At 59.6% G+C, this 19106-nt stretch carries 17 protein-coding genes; 6 read left to right on the forward strand and 11 right to left on the reverse strand.

Going from position 1 to position 19106, the window contains the following annotated elements; genetic code table 11:
- Nucleotides 1–177: 177 nt before the first annotated feature.
- Both tyrS and ABRP66_RS05900 read right to left on the reverse strand, forming a co-directional pair.
- Nucleotides 178–1464: a tyrosine--tRNA ligase gene (tyrS, locus tag ABRP66_RS05895; RefSeq protein WP_284852339.1), complete on the reverse strand. Its 1287-nt coding sequence runs from the start codon at nucleotides 1462–1464 to the stop codon at nucleotides 178–180.
- Nucleotides 1465–1509: 45 nt separating this feature from the next.
- Complete coding sequence (locus ABRP66_RS05900; protein ID WP_034659356.1) at nucleotides 1510–1683, reverse strand: Trm112 family protein; 174 nt, start codon at nucleotides 1681–1683, stop codon at nucleotides 1510–1512.
- Between the two features lie 244 nt (nucleotides 1684–1927).
- Between ABRP66_RS05900 and thiC the strand changes: the two genes are divergently transcribed.
- The 6 genes from thiC to ABRP66_RS05930 are packed head-to-tail and all read left to right on the forward strand — an operon-like array spanning nucleotide 1928 to nucleotide 7819.
- On the forward strand, nucleotides 1928–3835 hold the full coding sequence (gene thiC / locus ABRP66_RS05905; RefSeq protein WP_349838443.1) for a phosphomethylpyrimidine synthase ThiC: 1908 nt from the start codon (nucleotides 1928–1930) through the stop codon (nucleotides 3833–3835).
- Nucleotides 3825–4505: a thiamine phosphate synthase gene (locus ABRP66_RS05910; protein ID WP_284850221.1), complete on the forward strand. Its 681-nt coding sequence runs from the start codon at nucleotides 3825–3827 to the stop codon at nucleotides 4503–4505. The genes thiC and ABRP66_RS05910 overlap by 11 nt, the downstream gene beginning before the upstream one ends.
- The gene (gene thiO, locus ABRP66_RS05915; RefSeq protein ID WP_349838444.1) at nucleotides 4498–5634 is read left to right on the forward strand and encodes a glycine oxidase ThiO; all 1137 of its coding nucleotides are present in this window, start codon (nucleotides 4498–4500) and stop codon (nucleotides 5632–5634) included. Before ABRP66_RS05910 ends, thiO begins: the two co-directional genes overlap by 8 nt.
- 24 nt (nucleotides 5635–5658) lie before the next feature.
- Nucleotides 5659–5862: a sulfur carrier protein ThiS gene (gene thiS / locus ABRP66_RS05920; protein WP_284783025.1), complete on the forward strand. Its 204-nt coding sequence runs from the start codon at nucleotides 5659–5661 to the stop codon at nucleotides 5860–5862.
- A gap of 11 nt (nucleotides 5863–5873) precedes the next feature.
- Complete coding sequence (locus tag ABRP66_RS05925) at nucleotides 5874–6656, forward strand: thiazole synthase (RefSeq protein ID WP_284783023.1); 783 nt, start codon at nucleotides 5874–5876, stop codon at nucleotides 6654–6656.
- Nucleotides 6656–7819 carry a ThiF family adenylyltransferase gene (locus tag ABRP66_RS05930; protein WP_349838445.1) on the forward strand — a complete coding sequence of 388 codons (1164 nt, stop codon included), beginning with the start codon at nucleotides 6656–6658 and terminating at the stop codon, nucleotides 7817–7819. Before ABRP66_RS05925 ends, ABRP66_RS05930 begins: the two co-directional genes overlap by 1 nt.
- 51 nt (nucleotides 7820–7870) lie before the next feature.
- Here the strand turns inward: ABRP66_RS05930 and argH are convergent, their stop codons facing one another.
- From argH to pheT, 9 genes are all read right to left on the reverse strand, one after another.
- The gene (argH, locus tag ABRP66_RS05935; protein WP_349838446.1) at nucleotides 7871–9310 is read right to left on the reverse strand and encodes an argininosuccinate lyase; all 1440 of its coding nucleotides are present in this window, start codon (nucleotides 9308–9310) and stop codon (nucleotides 7871–7873) included.
- 6 nt (nucleotides 9311–9316) lie between these two features.
- The gene (locus ABRP66_RS05940; RefSeq protein ID WP_023017895.1) at nucleotides 9317–10537 is read right to left on the reverse strand and encodes an argininosuccinate synthase; all 1221 of its coding nucleotides are present in this window, start codon (nucleotides 10535–10537) and stop codon (nucleotides 9317–9319) included.
- Between the two features lie 78 nt (nucleotides 10538–10615).
- Complete coding sequence (locus tag ABRP66_RS05945; RefSeq protein ID WP_284770485.1) at nucleotides 10616–11098, reverse strand: arginine repressor; 483 nt, start codon at nucleotides 11096–11098, stop codon at nucleotides 10616–10618.
- A gap of 2 nt (nucleotides 11099–11100) precedes the next feature.
- Nucleotides 11101–12021: an ornithine carbamoyltransferase gene (gene argF / locus ABRP66_RS05950; protein ID WP_349838447.1), complete on the reverse strand. Its 921-nt coding sequence runs from the start codon at nucleotides 12019–12021 to the stop codon at nucleotides 11101–11103.
- Nucleotides 12018–13196, reverse strand: a complete 1179-nt coding sequence (locus tag ABRP66_RS05955; protein WP_284850227.1) for an acetylornithine transaminase — start codon at nucleotides 13194–13196, stop codon at nucleotides 12018–12020. The genes argF and ABRP66_RS05955 overlap by 4 nt, the downstream gene beginning before the upstream one ends.
- Complete coding sequence (gene argB / locus ABRP66_RS05960; RefSeq protein WP_349838448.1) at nucleotides 13193–14128, reverse strand: acetylglutamate kinase; 936 nt, start codon at nucleotides 14126–14128, stop codon at nucleotides 13193–13195. Before argB ends, ABRP66_RS05955 begins: the two co-directional genes overlap by 4 nt.
- A gap of 8 nt (nucleotides 14129–14136) precedes the next feature.
- A complete protein-coding gene (gene argJ, locus ABRP66_RS05965; RefSeq protein WP_284850229.1) occupies nucleotides 14137–15306 on the reverse strand; it encodes a bifunctional glutamate N-acetyltransferase/amino-acid acetyltransferase ArgJ in 1170 nt (389 codons plus the stop codon).
- Between the two features lie 28 nt (nucleotides 15307–15334).
- Complete coding sequence (gene argC / locus ABRP66_RS05970) at nucleotides 15335–16378, reverse strand: N-acetyl-gamma-glutamyl-phosphate reductase (protein ID WP_284852333.1); 1044 nt, start codon at nucleotides 16376–16378, stop codon at nucleotides 15335–15337.
- Between the two features lie 203 nt (nucleotides 16379–16581).
- Entirely contained in the window at nucleotides 16582–19098 is a 2517-nt protein-coding gene (pheT, locus tag ABRP66_RS05975) for a phenylalanine--tRNA ligase subunit beta (RefSeq protein WP_284852332.1), read from the reverse strand.
- Nucleotides 19099–19106: the final 8 nt, after the last annotated feature.

Genomic DNA, 19106 nt, shown 5'->3' on the forward strand with positions numbered 1-19106 from the left:
GAACCAAGTCAAATCCTTGAGCCAAGTCAGTACAAAAAGTCACTAAAAAGTAACCAACCGGCTACCTCTCGGCGACTTGGATAAACCTACACCCCACTCTGAGAAACGCACAAATCCCCTGGCAAAAGCGTAAAACCGCAATTACCAAGGGATCAGTTAACAGCCAGGGCGCCGTCACTAGGAAGGATTCACAACCCGTGCCCCGGCGAAACGCTTCTTGCCCTTACGCAACACCAGCCAAGAGCCATGCAGCAGGTCTTGGGAAGACGGGGACCACTCGATGTCCTCGATGCGCTGGTTATTCACGTACGCGCCACCTTCACCCACAGTGCGGCGCGCGGCACCCTTTGATTTCTCCAATCCCGACTCAACCAACAAGTCCAGGATGGTGGCCTGCGTGCTGACCTCAACCACCTCGGTTTCCTGCAATGCAGAAGACAGCGTGGACTCGTCCAGATCCTGCAGTTCTGCCCTGCCGAACAGTGCCTGGGAAGCCAGCTCCACTGCTTCGGTGGCCTGCGCGCCGTGCACCAAGGTGGTCATCTCCCGCGCCAACACGCGTTGCGCCTCACGCTTGTGGGGTTCCTGCTCTACCTTGCGCTCCAGTTCCGCGATCTCCTCCTGGGTGAGGAAGGTAAACCAACGCAGGTAATCGATAACCACGGCATCACCGGCGTTAATGAAGTACTGGTACCAAGAGTACGGGCTAGTCAGCTGTGGATCTAGCCACAGTTTGCCGCCGCCGGTGGATTTGCCGAACTTATTGCCCTCGGCATCTGTCACCAGCGGTACCGTCAGGCCGTGCACCTTCGCACCGTTTACGCGGCGGTTGAGATCCACGCCGGAAACGATGTTGCCCCACTGGTCGCCACCGCCAATCTGCAGTACGCAGTCGTACTCGTTGTGCAGGTGCGCAAAGTCGTTCGCCTGCAGCAGCATGTAGGAAAACTCGGTGTAAGAAATGCCGTCGGATTCCAAGCGCCGCTTAACGGTATCGCGGTCCAGCATGGTGTTGAGCGAGAAGTTCTTACCAATGTCGCGCAGGTATTCAATGACGTTGATCTGACTGGTCCAGTCGGCGTTATTGACCATCACCGCTGGGCTTGTAACCTCGCCCGAATCGGTGAAGTCCACGAAAGCCTCAAGTTGGGTCTTGATTGCCTGCATGTTCTCTGCGATCTGCTCTTCCGAGAGCATGGAGCGCTCGCCGACATCGCGCGGGTCACCAATCATTCCCGTGGCTCCACCAGCCAACGCGATTGGACGGTGACCGAATTGCTGGAAGCGCTTCAGCATAATCAGCGGCACCAGGTGGCCCGCATGCAGCGAGCTGCCCGTCGGATCGAAACCGCAGTACAAGCTGATCGGGTTCTCTGTGGCTTCCTTCAGCGCCTCCAAGTCCGTGGACTGGTTGATCAGCCCGCGCCATTGCAGTTCGTCGATGATGTTCGTGGTGTTGCTCATACGAAGGTGTTCCCTTTTCCTATTACTTGATTTGCAGGACTCTAGTTACTTGGACTCAATGGGCCAGTCCACGGCTTCGTCGACAAGCATGACCGGAATGCCGTCCTGCACTGGATAGGCCTTGTTCAGCCTGGGGTTCACCAAATAGTCACCGTGATCCTCCAGCGGTTGCCTGTCGATGGGGCACACGAGGATCTCTAGGAGCTTCTGATCAATCATGCTGCTTAGTTTAGCCCCTGCCCCGGACATCTCACCGAGTGACTCCCTGGTGTTGCTTGCCGATGCCTCCTCGGTCAACCACCTAGCCCATAACTTCACTCTCGGGTGGTGTGCGTTACAGTGGAAGGTGCAACCGAACACGGGCGCTCGAGGTATCGAGCTGAGATCGCGCTGTATGCCCGCGCGAGTACCGCTAGAACCTGCCTGGTTAGAACCAGCGAAGGAAGAATGAGGAGAGTCATTTATGACGGATACGTCTACCCAACACACCCGTACCACCATTCCGAACGACGAATATGGTGCGGAAATCCACCCGAAGCACAGCTTCGCCCCCGTCGAGAAGCAGGTGGAATCCTTCGGTAAGACCTTCACCCTCCAGGTGCCGGAGACCGAGGTGCAGCTGGACGATTCCCCGACCGGCCCGAACGCACCGCAGAAGCTCTACCGCACCCGCGGTCCGTGGGCCGAGCCTACCGAAGGCCTAGAGGCCCTGCGCAGCGAGTGGATCAAAGCCCGCGGAGATGTGGAGGCCTACGAGGGGCGTCGTCGCAACTTGCTGGACGACGGTAACCGCGCCCTCAAGCGTGGCGAGGCCAGCGACGAGTGGAAGGGCGTCAGCCGCGAAACGCTGCGGGCCAAGGAAGGAAAGCGCGTAACCCAGATGCACTACGCCCGCCAGGGTGTTATCACCCCGGAGATGGAATACGTCGCACTGCGCGAGCACTGTGACGTAGAAAAGGTGCGCGAGCAGGTTGCCTCCGGTAAAGCGATCATCCCGAACAACATCAACCACCCGGAGTCCGAGCCGATGATCATCGGCAATGCCTTCAACACGAAGATCAACGCCAATATCGGTAACTCCGCCGTGACTTCCTCGATCCGCGAAGAGGTAGACAAGCTGCGCTGGGCTACCCGCTGGGGCGCAGATACCGTGATGGATCTATCCACCGGTAACGACATTCACACCACCCGCGAGTGGATCATGCGCAACTCTCCGGTGCCGATTGGTACCGTGCCGATCTACCAAGCACTCGAGAAGGTCGACGGCGTCGCCGAGGATCTGACCTGGGAAATCTTCCGCGATACCGTGATCGAGCAGTGTGAGCAGGGTGTGGACTACATGACGATCCACGCCGGCGTGCGCCTGCCCTTCGTGCCGCTGACCACCAAGCGCGTGACCGGCATCGTCTCCCGCGGCGGTTCCATCATGGCCGGCTGGTGCCTGGCACACCACAAGGAATCCTTCCTCTATGAGAACTTCGACGAGCTGTGCGAGATCTTCGCCAAATACGACGTCGCGTTCTCTCTGGGCGACGGCCTGCGCCCCGGCTCCATCGCCGACGCCAACGACGCAGCCCAGTTCGCCGAGCTAAAGACCATCGGCGAGCTGACCCACCGCGCGTGGGAATACGACGTGCAGGTGATGGTCGAAGGCCCGGGCCACGTGCCGCTAAACATGGTGCAGGTCAACAACGAAAAGGAGCAGGAATGGTGCGGCGGTGCACCGTTCTACACCCTGGGACCGCTGGTCACCGACATTGCTCCCGGCTACGACCACATCACTTCCGCCATCGGTGCGGCCAATATCGCCATGGGTGGTACCGCAATGTTGTGCTACGTCACCCCGAAAGAGCACCTCGGCCTGCCGAATAAGGACGATGTGAAGACCGGTGTAATCACCTACAAGGTCTCGGCCCACGCCGCGGACGTCGCCAAGGGCCACCCTGGCGCCCACGAATGGGACGATGCGATGAGCAAGGCCCGCTTCGAGTTCCGCTGGCACGACCAGTTCGCCCTGTCCCTAGACCCGGATACCGCCCAGGCCTACCACGACGAAACCCTGCCTGCGGAGCCGGCGAAGACCGCCCACTTCTGCTCGATGTGTGGACCCAAGTTCTGTTCCATGCGCATTAGCCAGGACATCCGCGACGCATTCGGCGAGAAGATCGATGAGGCTCTGGCCACCGACCACGAGCAATCGCTGGTCAAGGACCTCGGCTTGCCGGGCTTCGGCCGCCAGAGCGTGGACGAAGCGGGTGTCACTAATGCCGAAGGCGAAGAAGAAATGGCCGAAGAATTCCGCCGCGCGGGTTCCAAGCTGTACCTGAACCGCAGCGAGGCCAAGGAAGTAGCCGAGTACAGTGAGCGCTAACCTACTGGACCTGCGGTGCTACCACGTCACGGGCGCACCGCAGGAAAAGGTCGTACAGGTTGCCGCGGCAGCAGCGGCAGGTGGTGCGGGCGTGATTCAAGTTCGCAGCAAGCCCATCAGCGTGCGCGATTTGACCGCCCTGGCCATCGACGTTGCCGCAGCAGTAGAAAAAGCCAATCCGGCAACGCGAGTGCTTATCGATGACCGAGTGGACGTAGCGGCCGCCCTGATGGGCGAACACCATATCCACGGCGTGCACATCGGCCAGGACGATCTGGACCCGCGCCTGGCGCGGCGAATCCTTGGCGAGGATGCGATCATCGGGCTGACTACGGGCACCCTCGAGCTCGTACAGGCTGCTAACGAATACGCCGATGTGATCGACTACATCGGAGCCGGCCCCTTCCGCCCCACGCCGACGAAGTCCTCCGGCCGCACCCCGCTGGGATTGGAAGGTTATCCCCCACTCGTGAGTGCATCGGCAGTTCCGGTGGTGGCTATTGGAGACGTGCAGGCCACCGACGCAGAAGCACTGGCCAAAACCGGTGTGGCTGGAGTGGCGATTGTGCGTGCTTTTATGGACTCCGATGATCCAGCTGCGCTGGCAACCACGGTTGTCGATGCCTTCGATCTGGCAAATACGAACCCAGCAAACGGTTCACATGGATAATACCGAGCACGCCATCATTGGAGCGGGAATCATCGGGCTGACCACCGCATTCGAGCTGCTGGAGGCGGGCGTGGACCCGCAGAAAATCCTAGTGGTAGATCCCCAGCCCATCAGCGGTGCCACATTCGTGGCCGGTGGCATGCTGGCTCCGGTTGCGGAAGTGCAATACCGGCAAGAACCGCTTTATCCGCTGATGGTGGCTTCGGGCGAGATGTTCCCTGACCTGCTGGCCAGGTTGGGGGCGAAAACCACCGCACCAACCGGGCACCGTAGTGAATCCACCTTGGTGGTGGGCGCCGACCGCGCCGATGGCGTGCACATCCGCGAGCTGCTGGCGCTGCAGCAGAAACACGGCATGGATGCCCACGCGCTGCCACTACGGCAAGCCCGAAAGCTAGAATCGGGCCTAAGTCCCCAGCTGGCGGCCGCGGTGGAAATCCCGGGCGATCATCAGATCAACCCGCGTATGTTCAGCGCGTGCCTTCTGGAATACCTGCAGCACGCCGGGGTTCGATTTATGTCCACTGCAGCAACGCGCATCGACGGGCAAAATGTGCAGCTTGCCGATGCCCGGGTACTCACCGCCGACATGATCTACCTCTGCAACGGGCTGGGGTCCAAGGAGGTGGACGGCTGGTTCGAGGGCGCCAATCCCCTGGCACTTCGGCCGGTGTACGGCGACATGCTGCGGCTGCGGGTACCGGAAGAACTAGTGCACACCAGCGGCGAACCGCTCACCCGAGTGGTGCGCGCCTTCGTGGAGGACCGGCCGGTGTATGTCATCCCCCGCACCGATGGCACCATCGCCGTCGGGGCGACCAGCCGCGAAGACAACCGCAAGGGGCCCGCCGTAGACGGTGTGTACACACTGCTGCGCGATGCCATCCGGGTGGTTCCTGGGCTGGAGGAATGCGAATTCATCGAAGCGATCGTTGGAGCCCGGCCTGGCACCCCCGATGACCTTCCCTACCTGGGCAAAGTACGCGACGGGCTAGTGGTCTCTACCGGATACTTCCGCCACGGAATCCTGTTGTCCGCCTTCGGGGCTAAGGTAGGTGCCCAGTTGGGGCTAGGTACGTCCCCGGGGTTGGACATCTCGGCCTGCGATCCACTACGCCACGCCCGATAACCATAAAAGAAAGGAAAACTCACCATGGAATACACGGTTAATGGAGAACCCCGCAGCAGCGATAGGCACATCACCGTGACCGCCGTCGTAGAAGCAGAAACTGGCGATGCCGCGCCGAAAGGCGTGGCCGTAGCCGTCAATGGCGATGTCGTTCCAGCCAGCAACTGGTCTTATGAAGTCACCAACGGCGACGTGCTGGATATCCTCACCGCCGTGCAGGGCGGTTAGGAGCTTTAACCATGCTTTCTATCGCGGATAAACAATTCGATTCGCACCTAGTAATGGGAACCGGCGGTGCCAGCAGCCAGGCTATGTTGGAACAGTCCCTGGTTGCCAGCGGTACCGAGCTCACCACGGTGGCCATGCGTCGGCACAGTGCCACAAGCTCCGGTGGGGAATCCATCTTTGAGCTCTTACGACGGTTAAACATTGACGTGCTGCCCAACACTGCTGGGTGCCGCACCGCCCGCGATGCCGTAATCACCGCCAAGCTAGCACGCGAAGCGCTAGGCACCAATTGGGTGAAGGTCGAGGTTATCGCGGATGATCGCACGCTTCTGCCGGACGTCGTCGAGCTGGTAGATGCTTGCGAAATGCTGGCCGCTGAAGGATTCGTGGTGCTGGCATACACGAGCGACGATCCGGTCATCGCCAAGCGGCTAGAAGACGTGGGTGTGGATGCGGTGATGCCTTTGGGCTCGCCCATCGGCACGGGCCTAGGCATCCTGAATCCGCACAATATTGAGCTGATCTGTTCGCGTACCCACGTGCCCGTACTGCTGGATGCCGGTGTGGGCACGGCCTCCGATGCTGCACTGGCTATGGAGCTGGGCTGCGACGGCGTTCTCCTCGCCAGCGCTATCAACCGCTGCCAGGATCCCCTGGCAATGGCCACTGCAATGAAATACGCGGTGGAAGGCGGCCGGTTGGCCCGCCAAGCCGGCCGCATTCCAAAGCGACAGCACGCCGTAGCATCGTCATTGTTTGCAGGCTTGGCTAGCTGGGAAGACAAGGTCCTGTAATGAGCCAACTGCCCCGCGAAGAGTTGCACAGGGTTGCCCGCCAAACGCTGTTGCCTGGCTTCGGCATCGCCCAGCAAGAGGCGCTGCACTCCACCCACGTCTTCGTCATCGGCGCTGGTGGTTTGGGCTGTCCCCTGATGCAGCAGCTGGCTGCCGCCGGCGTGGGTGAGATCTCTGTGATCGACGACGACACGGTGGATCTGAGCAATATCCACCGCCAGATTCTATTTGGCGCCCACGATGTGGGAAGGCCCAAGGTGGAGGTCGCCGCCGAACAGCTCCAGCAACTACAGCCCGGCATCGTCGTGCATGCGATTCGCGACCGACTTACTTCTGACAATGCCGTGGACTACCTCCGTGGGGTGGACATCCTAGTGGATGGTTCCGACACGTTTACCACCAAATTCCTAGCAGCCGATGCCGCGGAAATCACCGGCACCCCGCTGGTATGGGGCTCGGTGCTGCGTTTTCGGGGCGACTGCGCGGTGTGGTGGTCTGGGCCCGGCGCCGAGTCGGGCGTGGGCATGCGCGACCTCTATCCCCTGCAGCCCGACCCCGATTCCGTGCCTGATTGCGCCACCGCCGGCGTGCTGGGTGTGACCACCAGCGTGGTCGCGGGCCTGATGTCCACCGAGCTGATCCAGTTCGCAACGGGCATGAACCGCGAGCGGGTGGGCCTGCTAAGCATCTACAATGCACTAACCGCCTCCATCGACCACTTCCGCGTGCCCCGCGACCCAGCACGCGAACTAACCACCCAGCTGCAGCATGACTACGGTGGCGCTGCCTGTGCCGTGCCGGAGGCTGCTGATAGCGCTGAAGAGTTATTCGATAAGCTGCGCGATGGCGCCGCGGCCATCGATGTGCGCGAAATCAGTGAAGCCGTAATTGATGATTTCTTTTTTGACGCCACCGCCAAACATTTCCACTTACCAACCTCCGTGTGGCTGGAAGATCCAGAGGCAGCGCGCTGCCTCCTCGATTCCCTGCAGGCCGAGGGGCTTAGCGAAGCGTGGGTGTACTGCGCCTCCGGCAAGCGCTCGGCCAGCTTCATCTCAGCTTTCGCCGAGGATGCCGAACGGCGCGGCATCACGTTGCACAACGTCGCAGGCGGCATAAAGGGCCAGCCCGCAACGTCTCATGGAATGCCTTCCTCTCATTGATGAGGGCATTTTTATCTTCTAGATAAGCCAGGGACCTTGTCTGTCGCCCTTCTAGTTCTGCGTGCGCACTGGCTTGGTAGCCCACTCACGCGCCGCGGCGGCATGTTCGCGGACGGTTTCGCGCTGTTCAGCAACGCGAACGCCGGCGGTCCCGCCCTTGGTTGTGCGGGAAGCGACCGCACCATCAATGGTCAGGACCGCGCGCACCTCTGGGGTCAGCCGCTTGTCGACGCCCCTAAGTTCCTCGTCAGTGAGATCCACCAGGTCCACTCCCCGCTCTTCGGCGATGCGTACGCACGCGCCGGAAGCTTCGTGTGCTTCGCGGAAAGGTACGCCTTGCCGCACCATCCACTCTGCTAGGTCGGTGGCCAAGGTGAATCCGCGTGGCGCCAACTCGCGCATCCTGTCCTCATTAAAGGACAGGGTGGACACGAGCCCGGTCATCGATGGCAGCAACAAATTGAGCTGCGCCACCGAGTCTACGATGGGTTCTTTGTCCTCTTGCAGGTCGCGGTTATAGGCCAGCGGCTGTGCCTTGAGCGTGGATAGCAACCCAGTGAGATTGCCAATCAGGCGACCAGTCTTGCCGCGGGTAAGTTCCGAGATATCCGGGTTCTTCTTTTGCGGCATGATGGATGAACCCGTAGACCAAGCATCATCCAAGGTGACGTAGCCGTATTCCGGGGTGCACCAGTAGATAATCTCTTCTGCCAGCCGGGACATGTCCACTGCGATCTGCGCCAGCACAAAGGCCGTTTCCGATGCAAAATCGCGAGATGCGGTGCCATCCAGGGAGTTTTCCGCAGCGGAATCAAATCCGAGCTCTGCGGCGATGGCTTCTGGGTCAAGCTGCAGGGAGGAACCTGCGAGCGCACCCGAGCCATACGGGGATACGGCTAGCCGCTTATCCAAGTCCTGCAAGCGTTGAATATCGCGCAGCAGCGGTTGGGCATGACCCAATAATTCGTGGGCAAGCAAGATGGGCTGCGCGGCCTGGGAGTGCGTCTTGCCCGGCATGATGGCTTCGGGATGCGCGGCGGCTTGATCCGCTAGGGCATCGACAAGCTCGGAGACCTGCAGGGCCGTATCGCGGATGGCATCGCGTACCCACATGCGAAAGAGCGTGGCAACTTGGTCATTGCGGGAACGTCCCGCGCGCAGGCGGCCGCCTACCTCGGGCCCAACGATGTCGATGAGGCCGCGCTCCATGGCGCCGTGCACATCTTCGTCGGTGGGTGCTGGCACAAATTCGCCCGAAGCTACCTTTTCCCCGAGCTCGGTGAGTCCAGAAAGCATGGTGTCTAGGTCGGCATCAGAAAGCAGCCCTGCCTTGTGCAGCACCTTGGCATGCGCCTTCGAAGCGAGTACGTCGTAAGGGGCAAGCACCCAGTCAAAATGGGTGGAAACCGAAAGGGCGAACATCGCCTCGGAAGGGCCGCCGGAGAACCGGCCGCCCCAGAGCGCGCCTTCGTTAGTCTTGTGTGGTTCCATCGGTGCCTATTTTTCTGCGCTGGTGGGGAAACCACCCTCGCGGTCACGCTGGTTGGAAATCTGGGTGGACAAGCCGTGCAACTGGACAAAGCCCTTTGCAGCGGTCTGGTCGAAGGTATCGCCGGTGTCGTAGGTAGCCAAATCGAAGGAATACAGCGACTGTCCGGAGCGGCGGCCGGTGACGGTCGCGGTACCTGCGTGCAGGCTCAGGCGGATATCGCCGGTGACGTTCTCCTGGGACTCCTCGATGAAGGCATCCAGAGAACGCTTGAGCGGCGAGTGCCACAGGCCGTCGTAAACCTCCTCGGACCACCGTGCATCCGTCAGGCGCTTGTAGCGTGCCAGCTCGCGCTCCACGGTGACATCCTCCAGCGCCTCGTGGGCCTGGATGAGCACCATGGCGCCCGGTGCCTCGTAGACCTCGCGGGACTTAATGCCCACCAACCGGTCCTCTACCATGTCCAGGCGGCCAATGCCCTGGGCGCCAGCGCGGCGGTTGACCTCTTCGATGACCTGCAGCGGGGTCAGCTTCTTGCCATCGACCGCAACCGGAACGCCCTTCTCAAAGGAAATGATGATTTCATCCGGAGCATTGCCCAGGCCCGGGTCTTCCGTATATGCGTAGAGATCCTTTGTCGGCGGGTTCCACAAATCCTCCAGGAAGCCGGTTTCTACCGCACGGCCCCACAGGTTCTGGTCGATGGAAAATGGCGAGGCCGCCGATTGCTCAATGGGCAGGTTAATCTCTTCTGCAAAATCGATGGCCTTATCGCGGGTCCATGCATAATCGCGCGCTGGGGCGACGATCTCTAGCGATGGATCCTGGGCGCGGAAGGACACCTCAAAGCGCACCTGGTCATTGCCCTTACCGGTACAACCGTGAGAAACGTGCGTTCCACCGTGCTCCTGCGCTGCCTTCACGAGGTGCTTGGTAATAAGCGGGCGGGAAATGGCAGATACCAGCGGGTACTGCTTCATGTACATGCCATTCGCCTTAATGGTGGGCACGCAGTATTGCTCCGCAAACTCATCTTTGGCATCGATAACGATGGACTCCACCGCACCGCAATCGAGCGCGCGCTGGCGTACGGACTCCATATCCTCGCCGCCCTGACCCAAGTCAAGGGAGACGGCGACAACGTCGCCGCCGGTCATCTTTGCCAGGTATGGAATGGCTACCGAGGTATCGAGGCCACCGGAATAGGCCAAGACTACGCGTGCAGACATGCTAAGACTCCTTCAATAATTGAAAAAAATTCGGTTAGTTAAATAATATACGAGCGGGTGCGAGAATGCCACTATTCTTTAAATCTTCTGCGCCTTCAGCCTTTCCGCCAATTCCGCACCGGTAACCCCCTCGCGTGCCAGCACAAAGATGGTGTCATCACCGGCGATGCACCCCACTACATCGTGCAGGCCCACGCGATCGATAAAGCTGGCGAGGTACTGCGCTGCTCCCGCCGGCGTGCGCAACATCGCGATATTCATCGAAGAATCGTGGGAGACCACCAATTCATCCAACATGCGCCGCAGCTTCTCGCGCGGTCCGCCCACCTGATCTTCGAATTGTTCCAGCTCGCCCGCGACCATATAGTACGAGCGCCCACCGTCTCGCTTGACCTTCTTCGCTCCCAGCTCATCAAGATCCCGCGACAGCGTGGCCTGCGTGATATCGATGCCTTCTGCCAACAAGAGCTCCGATAATTGCACCTGGCTCGTGACGCGATTGCGATCCAAAATTTCCAAGATCTTTGCCTGCCGGGCAGTTCGAGTGCTCGGGGTGCTCATCGCTAGCGGTTCTCCTTATTAATATCGAGCAGCCACACCAGCAGTGCCTTTTGGGCATGCAGGCGGTTTTCCGCCTCATCGAATACTCGGGATTGCGGCCCGTCGATGACCTCTGCGGTCACCTCGTTGCCACGATAGGCCGGCAGGCAGTGCAAGAAAATCGCGTCCTGCTTTGCCTTTGCCATCACATCTTTAGAGACCTGATAGGGCAAAAACGGAGTGCGCCTATCCTGCCCATCGTTTTCCTGGCCCATAGACACCCAGGTATCCGTTATGACTACATCGGCGCCGGCTACTTCCGCAACGTCATCGGTAACCGTGACGTTGCCGCGCTGCCGTGCGCGCTCGACAAATTCGGGACGAGGCTGGAACCCTTCCGGCGAAATGATGGAAATATCCATGCCAGCGGTAGCAAAGCCAAGCATATAAGAATTGGCCATATTATTATTGCCATCCCCAAGGTAGACCGCCTTGCGGCCAGCAAGATCGCCAAAGTTTTCCCGGCAGGTCAGAAGATCGGCCAAGATTTGGCAGGGATGCAGGTCATCAGACAGAGCATTGACCAACGGAACCTTGGAAGTCTCCGCCATCTGTTCCAGGTTATCGTGGGCATAGGTGCGCCAGACGATGGCCTCCACGTAGCGGGACAAGACCGCGCCCGTATCCTGGTAGGACTCGCCCTTGCCCATCTGTGTGCCCGAAGAATCAACAGTAATGGCGCTGCCGCCCATATGCGCAATTCCGGTTTCAAAAGAAAAGCGGGTGCGCGTAGATGTCTTATCAAAGAGGACGGCTACCGTCTTTGGTCCCTCCAGAGGGCGCCGCGCAAACGGATCGGCCTTGAGCTTAACCGCGAGATCGAGGACTTCTTTTTGTTCCTCCGGGCTGAGGTCATCATCGGCTAAGAAATGGCGCAAGTTCATACTAATTCCTCCACAACGGTGCGTAGCTTTTCTAGGGCAATATCAATTTCCTGCTGGGAAATGACCAGTGGCGGGGTAAGGCGCAAGACGTTCTCGCTCGGCGCATTGAGGATAATCCCCTGCTCAAATCCACGCTTGACGGCCTCGCGAGCCACCGGTGCATTTAATACAACACCTAGCATAAGACCGCGGCCGCGCACGTCGCTGACCCCGGAAATCTTCTTGACTTGCTGCGTTAAATCCTCGCCCTTTGCGCAGACCTCATTCAAGAATTTCTCATCGAGGGCATCAAGGACAACATTGGCCGCGGCACACGCCACGGGGTTTCCGCCAAAGGTGGTCCCGTGGGAACCTGGCTGGAACAGATCTTTGGCGCGCCCGCGGGTGATGGTGGCGCCGATGGGCAGTCCGGCGCCCAGCCCCTTGGCCATGGTGATAACATCGGGGGAAATATCTTCGAGCTCGTGGGCAAAGAACTGCCCCGTGCGCCCTGCTCCGGCTTGGACCTCATCGACGATCAGCAAAATGCCGTGTTCATCGCATAAATCAGAAACCGCCCGCATAAACCCGGCAGGGGCAGGAATGACTCCGGTCTCGCCCTGAATAGGCTCGAAGATAATGGCGGCGGTATCCGCGGCATCTTGCTCCACCAACTGGCGCAGGTAGTCGATATCGCCGTAAGGGTAAAATTCCACGCCGCTAGGCAGTGGACGGAATGCCTTTTGCTTATCGGGCTGCCCAGTCATGGCCAAAGAGCCCATCGTGCGCCCGTGAAAACCATGGTGCGCAGCAAGGATACGCCGCCTACCCGTGAGCCGTGCGAGCTTGAATGCCGCCTCGTTAGCCTCTGAGCCGGAGTTGCAGAAAAATACGCGCGCGTCGCTATCGCCTACCCGCTCAATCAGCTTTGCCCCGGCGTCGAGCACGGGTTGGGTGGCAAAAAGATTGGAGGTATGCACAAGGGTGCGGCTTTGCTTGGCAACAGCATCTGCTACCTCCGCATTGCCATAGCCCAAGGAATTCACGGCGATGCCGGCCAGCAGGTCAATGTAGGTTTTCCCGTTTTCATCGGTAAGCGTGGACCCCTCCCCGGAGACCAGCCCGAGTGGCGGCTGGCCATAGGTATTGGCCAGCGTTTCTGACCACCGGCCGGTTAATGTTTCTTGCGTGCTCATGCGATATCGTCCTTCCTGAACACTGTGCCTTCGGGATAATCGTGCTTTTCGTAATCATCGGGCAGGACCATCGTTCCAATGCCGCCTGGGGTTAAAAGCTCAAGGAGCACGGAATGGCCTATTCGGCCGTCGATAACGTGCGCGGCGGATACTCCGCCCTGCACGGCATTGAGACAGGATTCCATTTTGGGAATCATGCCGGAGCTCAGGCCGGGAAGCAGTCCGCTAAGCTCATCGCTTTCGATTTTGGAGACTAGGGAGTCTTTATTCGGCCAGTCGGTATAAAGGCCTTCCACGTTGGTCAAGATGACAAGGCGTTCTGCTCCCAGTGCGCTCGCTAGCGCACCCGCGGCGCTATCGGCGTTGATGTTATACACCTCGCCATCGGTTCCTGGCGCGATAGTTGAGACCACCGGGATGCGGCCAGCTTCGATGATGTCATTGACGGCTGCCGGGTTGACCTCCACGATATCGCCCACCATCCCGATATCGGTTGCTTCCCCTTCTACGTCCACAAACCGCTTGGTGGCGCGGAAAAGCCCAGCGTCTTCGCCACTTGTGCCCACGGCGTAGGGCCCGTGCGAGTTAATGAGATTCACCAATCCGCGGCCGACTTGGCCCAAAAGGACCATCCGCACCACGTCCATGATTTCGGGCGAGGTGACGCGGAAACCGCCCTTAAATTCGCCTTCGATGCCGAGCTTATCCAGCATGGAATTGATCTGCGGGCCACCTCCGTGGACGACAACGGGCTTTGCTCCGATGGTGCGCAGAAACACCATATCCGCCGCAAAGGCTTCCTTGAGTTCCTCATCCACCATGGCGTTGCCACCATACTTGACGACGACGATTTTATCGCGGAAGTGTTGCAGCCACGGCAGGGCTTCAGCCAGCACCGTAGCGCGTTCTTGATTATTCAGTCCGGGAAACATTTCTCCTCCTAGGAGCTATACGCCGAATTGATCTCAACGTAGGAGTAGGACAGGTCCGTAGTGCGAACGAACGCCGTGCCCTCGCCACCCGCGCCGAGATCCACGCGGACATCGATATCCGCTCCGCTCAAGTCCACATCGCGGGCTCCAGGCGCGCCCGTCGAGTGCACACATACCGGCTGGTCATTGAAGTAGACGGAGATATTGTCTGGGTCCATGTCTGCATCTGCCATGCCGACGGCGGCCAGTACCCTGCCCCAGTTGGGATCGGAGCCGAACATGGCGCACTTGAATAAATTATCCCGGCCCAGGGTGCGAGCGGCATTGAGCGCCTGCTCATCAGAGCCCGTGCCTTCGACGGTGATCTTTACGCGCTTTGTCACTCCCTCAGCATCGGCTTGAAGCTGATCCGCAATATCCGCGCAGACCTCTAGGATTGCCTGGTCCAACTCTTCTTCGCTGGGCTGCACGCCGGAGGCCCCGGAAGACATGACGATCACGGTGTCATTGGTAGAGGTTGAACCGTCCACATCCAAGGTATTAAAAGTCTGTGCGCAGGCCTTTTCCAGCGAGCTTCGCAGGATCGCCGCGTCAGCGACGGCATCGGTAGTAATGCACACCAACATCGTGGCCAGCGAAGGCGCCATCATGCCAACGCCCTTGCCCATAGCGCCCACGGACCATCCATCGCCAGCAAAACCGGATTCCTTGGGTACGGTGTCCGTGGTCATAATGGCTGTGGCTGCGTCATTGCCGTGCTGTGGAGTCGTACCCACGTGGTTTATGACATCCGCGATGCCTGCAAGCGCATTGTCCATAGGTAGCGGCTCACCGATGAGCCCGGTAGAACAAATGGCAATATCCTTCACGGCGATGTCCGTGCTATGAGATAAGGCGTCCACCATGGCGCGCGCATCGGCATCGCCTTGCGCGCCATTGCACGCATTGGCATTGCCGGAGTTGATGACTACGGCACGCAACTGGCCATCCGCTACGGCCTCGCGGGAGACCTTAACGGGGGAAGCCACCACGCGGTTGCGCGTGAACACCGCCGCCGCGTCCGAGCGAGGGCCCTCGTTTACAAGCAAAGCCAAATCCGCTTTTCCGGAGGGTTTGATTCCGGCCTTTACCGCGCCGGCGCTAAATCCGGCGGGTCCTGTGATTCCTGGTGTAGTCATCAAATTCTCCTCTAAGTAATGCGCAGCCCTACGGGGCGACTGCGGCTTGGGGCAATCCCAAAGTTTCTGTCCATCCCAGCGCAAGGTTCATACATTGCACGGCGGCACCGGCGGTACCCTTGCACAAATTGTCTAGCGCCGCGGTGATGATGAGGCGGTGGGAATTTTCATCAACATGGGCTTGGATATGCACCATGTTTGTGCCCACCACGTTCTGGGTTTCCGGTTGCTGGCCTTCTGGCAGCACGAGGCAGAAGGGCTCATCGGCATAGAATTCCTCGAATGCGGTGCGCACCTGCTGCTTGCCGATACCCCCTTTCAACTCCGCCGTAATCGTCGCCAGAATCCCACGGGGCATGGGCGCAAGCACCGGGGTAAAACTCACGGACACCTCATCGTGGGAAAACGGTTGCAGGTTCTGCACGATTTCCGGGGTATGCCGATGGGTGCCGCCTGGTTTATAGGCCTTGACGTTTCCCATGGTCTCTGCGCCCAATTGCGCGACGGAAGCCTTCTTTCCCGCTCCGGAGACGCCGGTAACAGCAATCACGGAAAGGGTGGATTCCACTAGCCCTCGCGCAATAGCGGGCAGTGCCCCCAAGGTAATGGCCGTGGGGAAACATCCGGGCACGGCTACCCGGTTTGTGCCTTTAAGGTTTGACCTGTTTTCCGGGATTTCCGGGATGCCGTACGGCCACTGCCCCGCATAGTTCCCGCCGTAATAGGCTTTCCAATCGCTTTCCTTACGGAGCCGAAAGTCGGCGGCGCAATCGATGATCGTGACCTCATCGCCCAATTGCTCCGCGAGCCGCGACGAGTGTCCATGCGGCAAGCCCAAGAAGACGACGTCGTGTCCTACAAGTTCTTCGGGCGTGGTGTCAGCAATGACGCGATCTGCCAGTTGCGGGAGATGCGGCATAATTTCTGCGACGCGCTGGCCTACTTGGGAATTTCCCGTCAAGGAACCAATGCGCAGGTCACTGGAGTGATAGGCGGGGTGGGATAGCAGCAGGCGCAGAATCTCTCCGCCGGCGTACCCTGTGGCCCCTGCCACTGCTACTGAAATCGTCATACCGGAAACTATAGCAAGAAATACGCTCTACTGTATGTTATTCAGTGAATTGGGTTACTTTTCCAAGGTCAAAGGGCATGAAAGTAATTAGTACGTTGCATGAAAACGCAGAACGGCGAAGACCCAGTGCCCAAGTGACCTATGCGCCACCGGACTCAGGATCTTCGCCTTTTAATGGAAAGGACTGGACTACTGGGTCTGCCCTATGCTCGCATTTCTGCGCCGAATCGCTGCTTGGCCAATTCGGCGGCCGTCGTGCGGTGCTCGTTGACCTCCTCATCGGTCAAGGTACGGTCCGCAGCGCGGAATTGCAGCTGGAAGGCCAAGGACTTCTTGCCTTCGCCCAATTGCTCACCGCGGAAAATATCGAAGAGGTCGACCGACTCGATGAGATCGCCGGCTCCCTCTTCCACCGTAGCGCGCACCTTTTCCGCTGGGATATCTTCATCCACCACCAGCGCGATGTCTTGGTGCAAGGCTGGGAATGCCGACAATACCGGCGCCGGGAAGCGTTCAGTCAGCGGCAAAGCCGTGATATTAAGCTCCATCGCACACGTGCGCGGCGGCAAGCTGAGCGCCTCAAGAACCTGGGGGTGCAATTCGCCAGCGTAGCCCACGATGTCATCTGTTCCTGCCACCTTGATTGCGGCACACCGGCCTGGGTGCCACGGCAGGTGTTGCGCGGCCTCGACCTCGATATCAAGGCCCGCGGCGCGGGCAACCAGACGTGCGGATTCAATGGCATCCGCATAGGTGTAATCTCGGCCTTCGCCCCACGGGCCCTCGTGTTCCATCTTGCCCGTAGCGACGGTTGCCACGTGCAAGGGCTGCTCCGGAAGCGTGCGCAGGAGTTCTTCCACAACTTCATCGCCAGGGCGCTGGGCCACGGAGGGCATAGGAGACGATTCTGCGCGCTTGAATGCCACCTGCTGGAGGCCAAACAGCGCCAGATCCTTGCGGCCGCGAGCTACGTTGCGGCCCAAAGCCTCAAGCGTTGCGGGAAGCAAGGTCGTGGCCAAGATGGCTTTGTCAGACTCCAACGGGTTCTGCACTGCCACGGTATTGCGGCGGGCATCGTCAGAGCCAAGGCCCCACACATCAAAGGTGTCGTTCGCGATAAACGGCGTGGGCAAAACCTCGGCATAGCCCGCATATGCCAAACCGTGGCCGATGGCGCGGCGGCGCTTTTGCGCTGGGGTCAAACCGCGACCGCCTGCCGGCGTGGGCAGAACGGTGGGGATATCTTCCAAGCCTTCAAGGCGTAAGACCTCCTCGATGAGGTCAACGTCCATGGAAATATCGGTGCGCCAGGTCGCGGGCGTGACTTTAAGTACCGAATCCGATTCTGCTTCGACGGAGCAACCGACCTCTTCTAGACGGGAGATAACGGTCTCGCGGGAGTACTCCACGCCGGCGTATTCGCTCGGCTTTTCCGCACGCAAACGGATGGCCTGTGGCTGAGTTACCTCACCAACGAGGGTGCGACCCTTTTCAATCGTTCCGCCCGCAATGGAGTGCAACAATGCACACGCTATGTCGAGGGCCACCTCGACGATAGCCGGATCGACGCCGCGCTCAAACCGGCGCGATGCCTCAGAAGAAAGCTTGTGCCGGCGAGAAGTGCGGGCCACGGTAATGGGATCCCAGATTGCGGACTCGAAGTAGACATCGGTGGTCTGGTCAGAAATCTCTGAACTCGTACCGCCCATAACACCGGCTAGGGATTGAATGCCGTTGTCATCACAGATGACCACGTCCTCACCAGCGAGTTCGCGAGTGACGTGATCGAGAGTCTCGAACTTTTCGCCTTCTTGTGCATTGCGAACCGTAAGGTCACCCGCGATTTCATTGGCATCGAAGGCATGCATCGGGGCGCCCAACAGCAACATGACGTAGTTGGTCACATCCGTTGCCACATTGACGCTGCGCTGGCCGGACAGCATGAGTTCGCGTTCCATCCAAAAAGGAGTGCGTGCCTGCGGATCGATGCCGCTTACCTTGCGCACGCCAAATCGCTGCGCCTTGGTTTCCTCGCGCAGATCGATATTGAGAAGCGATCCTTCGGCCGCTGGAACAGCAGAGGTATCGATTCCGGCGACCGCTGGATCGTCGGCGACGTCCTTAAACTCCAGATCAAAGGCGGAGGCGATTTCGCGGCTTAAGCCACGCGTTGATAGTGCGTAGCCGCGGTCTGGGGTGATATTGACGTCAAAATCAGTATCGGACAGGCCGATGACTGGACGGGCATCTTCGCCCACCATGTCCGCGACCTCATCACCGAGCACGATGATGCCGTTTGCCTGCGCGCCAAAGCCCAGCTCCGCAGCGGAGCACATCATGCCGTTGGAGATGTGATCATAAGTTTCGCGCGCAGCGATTTTGAAGCCACCGGGCAACTCTGCGCCCGGCAGGGAAACTACGACATAGTCGTGCAACCGGAAGTTGCGCGCACCGCAGATAATGCCCTGCAATTCACCGGTGCCATTGGCCTGGCCGACATTGACCTGGCAGTACCGAATGGGCTTTTTGAACTGCGTGAGCTCTTCAATTTCTACAACCTGGCCAATGACCAATGGACCAGTAGTCTCAGGGATAGGCTCATATCCTTCGGTTTCAAAGCCCACACGGACGAAACCGGAATCCATATCGGCAGCAGACACGCTCCAGTTCGGATTGGAAGCGCCAAGGATACGGGTAACCCAGTCTTGGGAAATAAGCATGATGTATC

Origin of the sequence: Corynebacterium sp. KPL2680, from assembly GCF_040225675.1 — a bacterium.
Classification (GTDB): Bacteria; Actinomycetota; Actinomycetes; order Mycobacteriales; family Mycobacteriaceae; genus Corynebacterium; species Corynebacterium rhinophilum.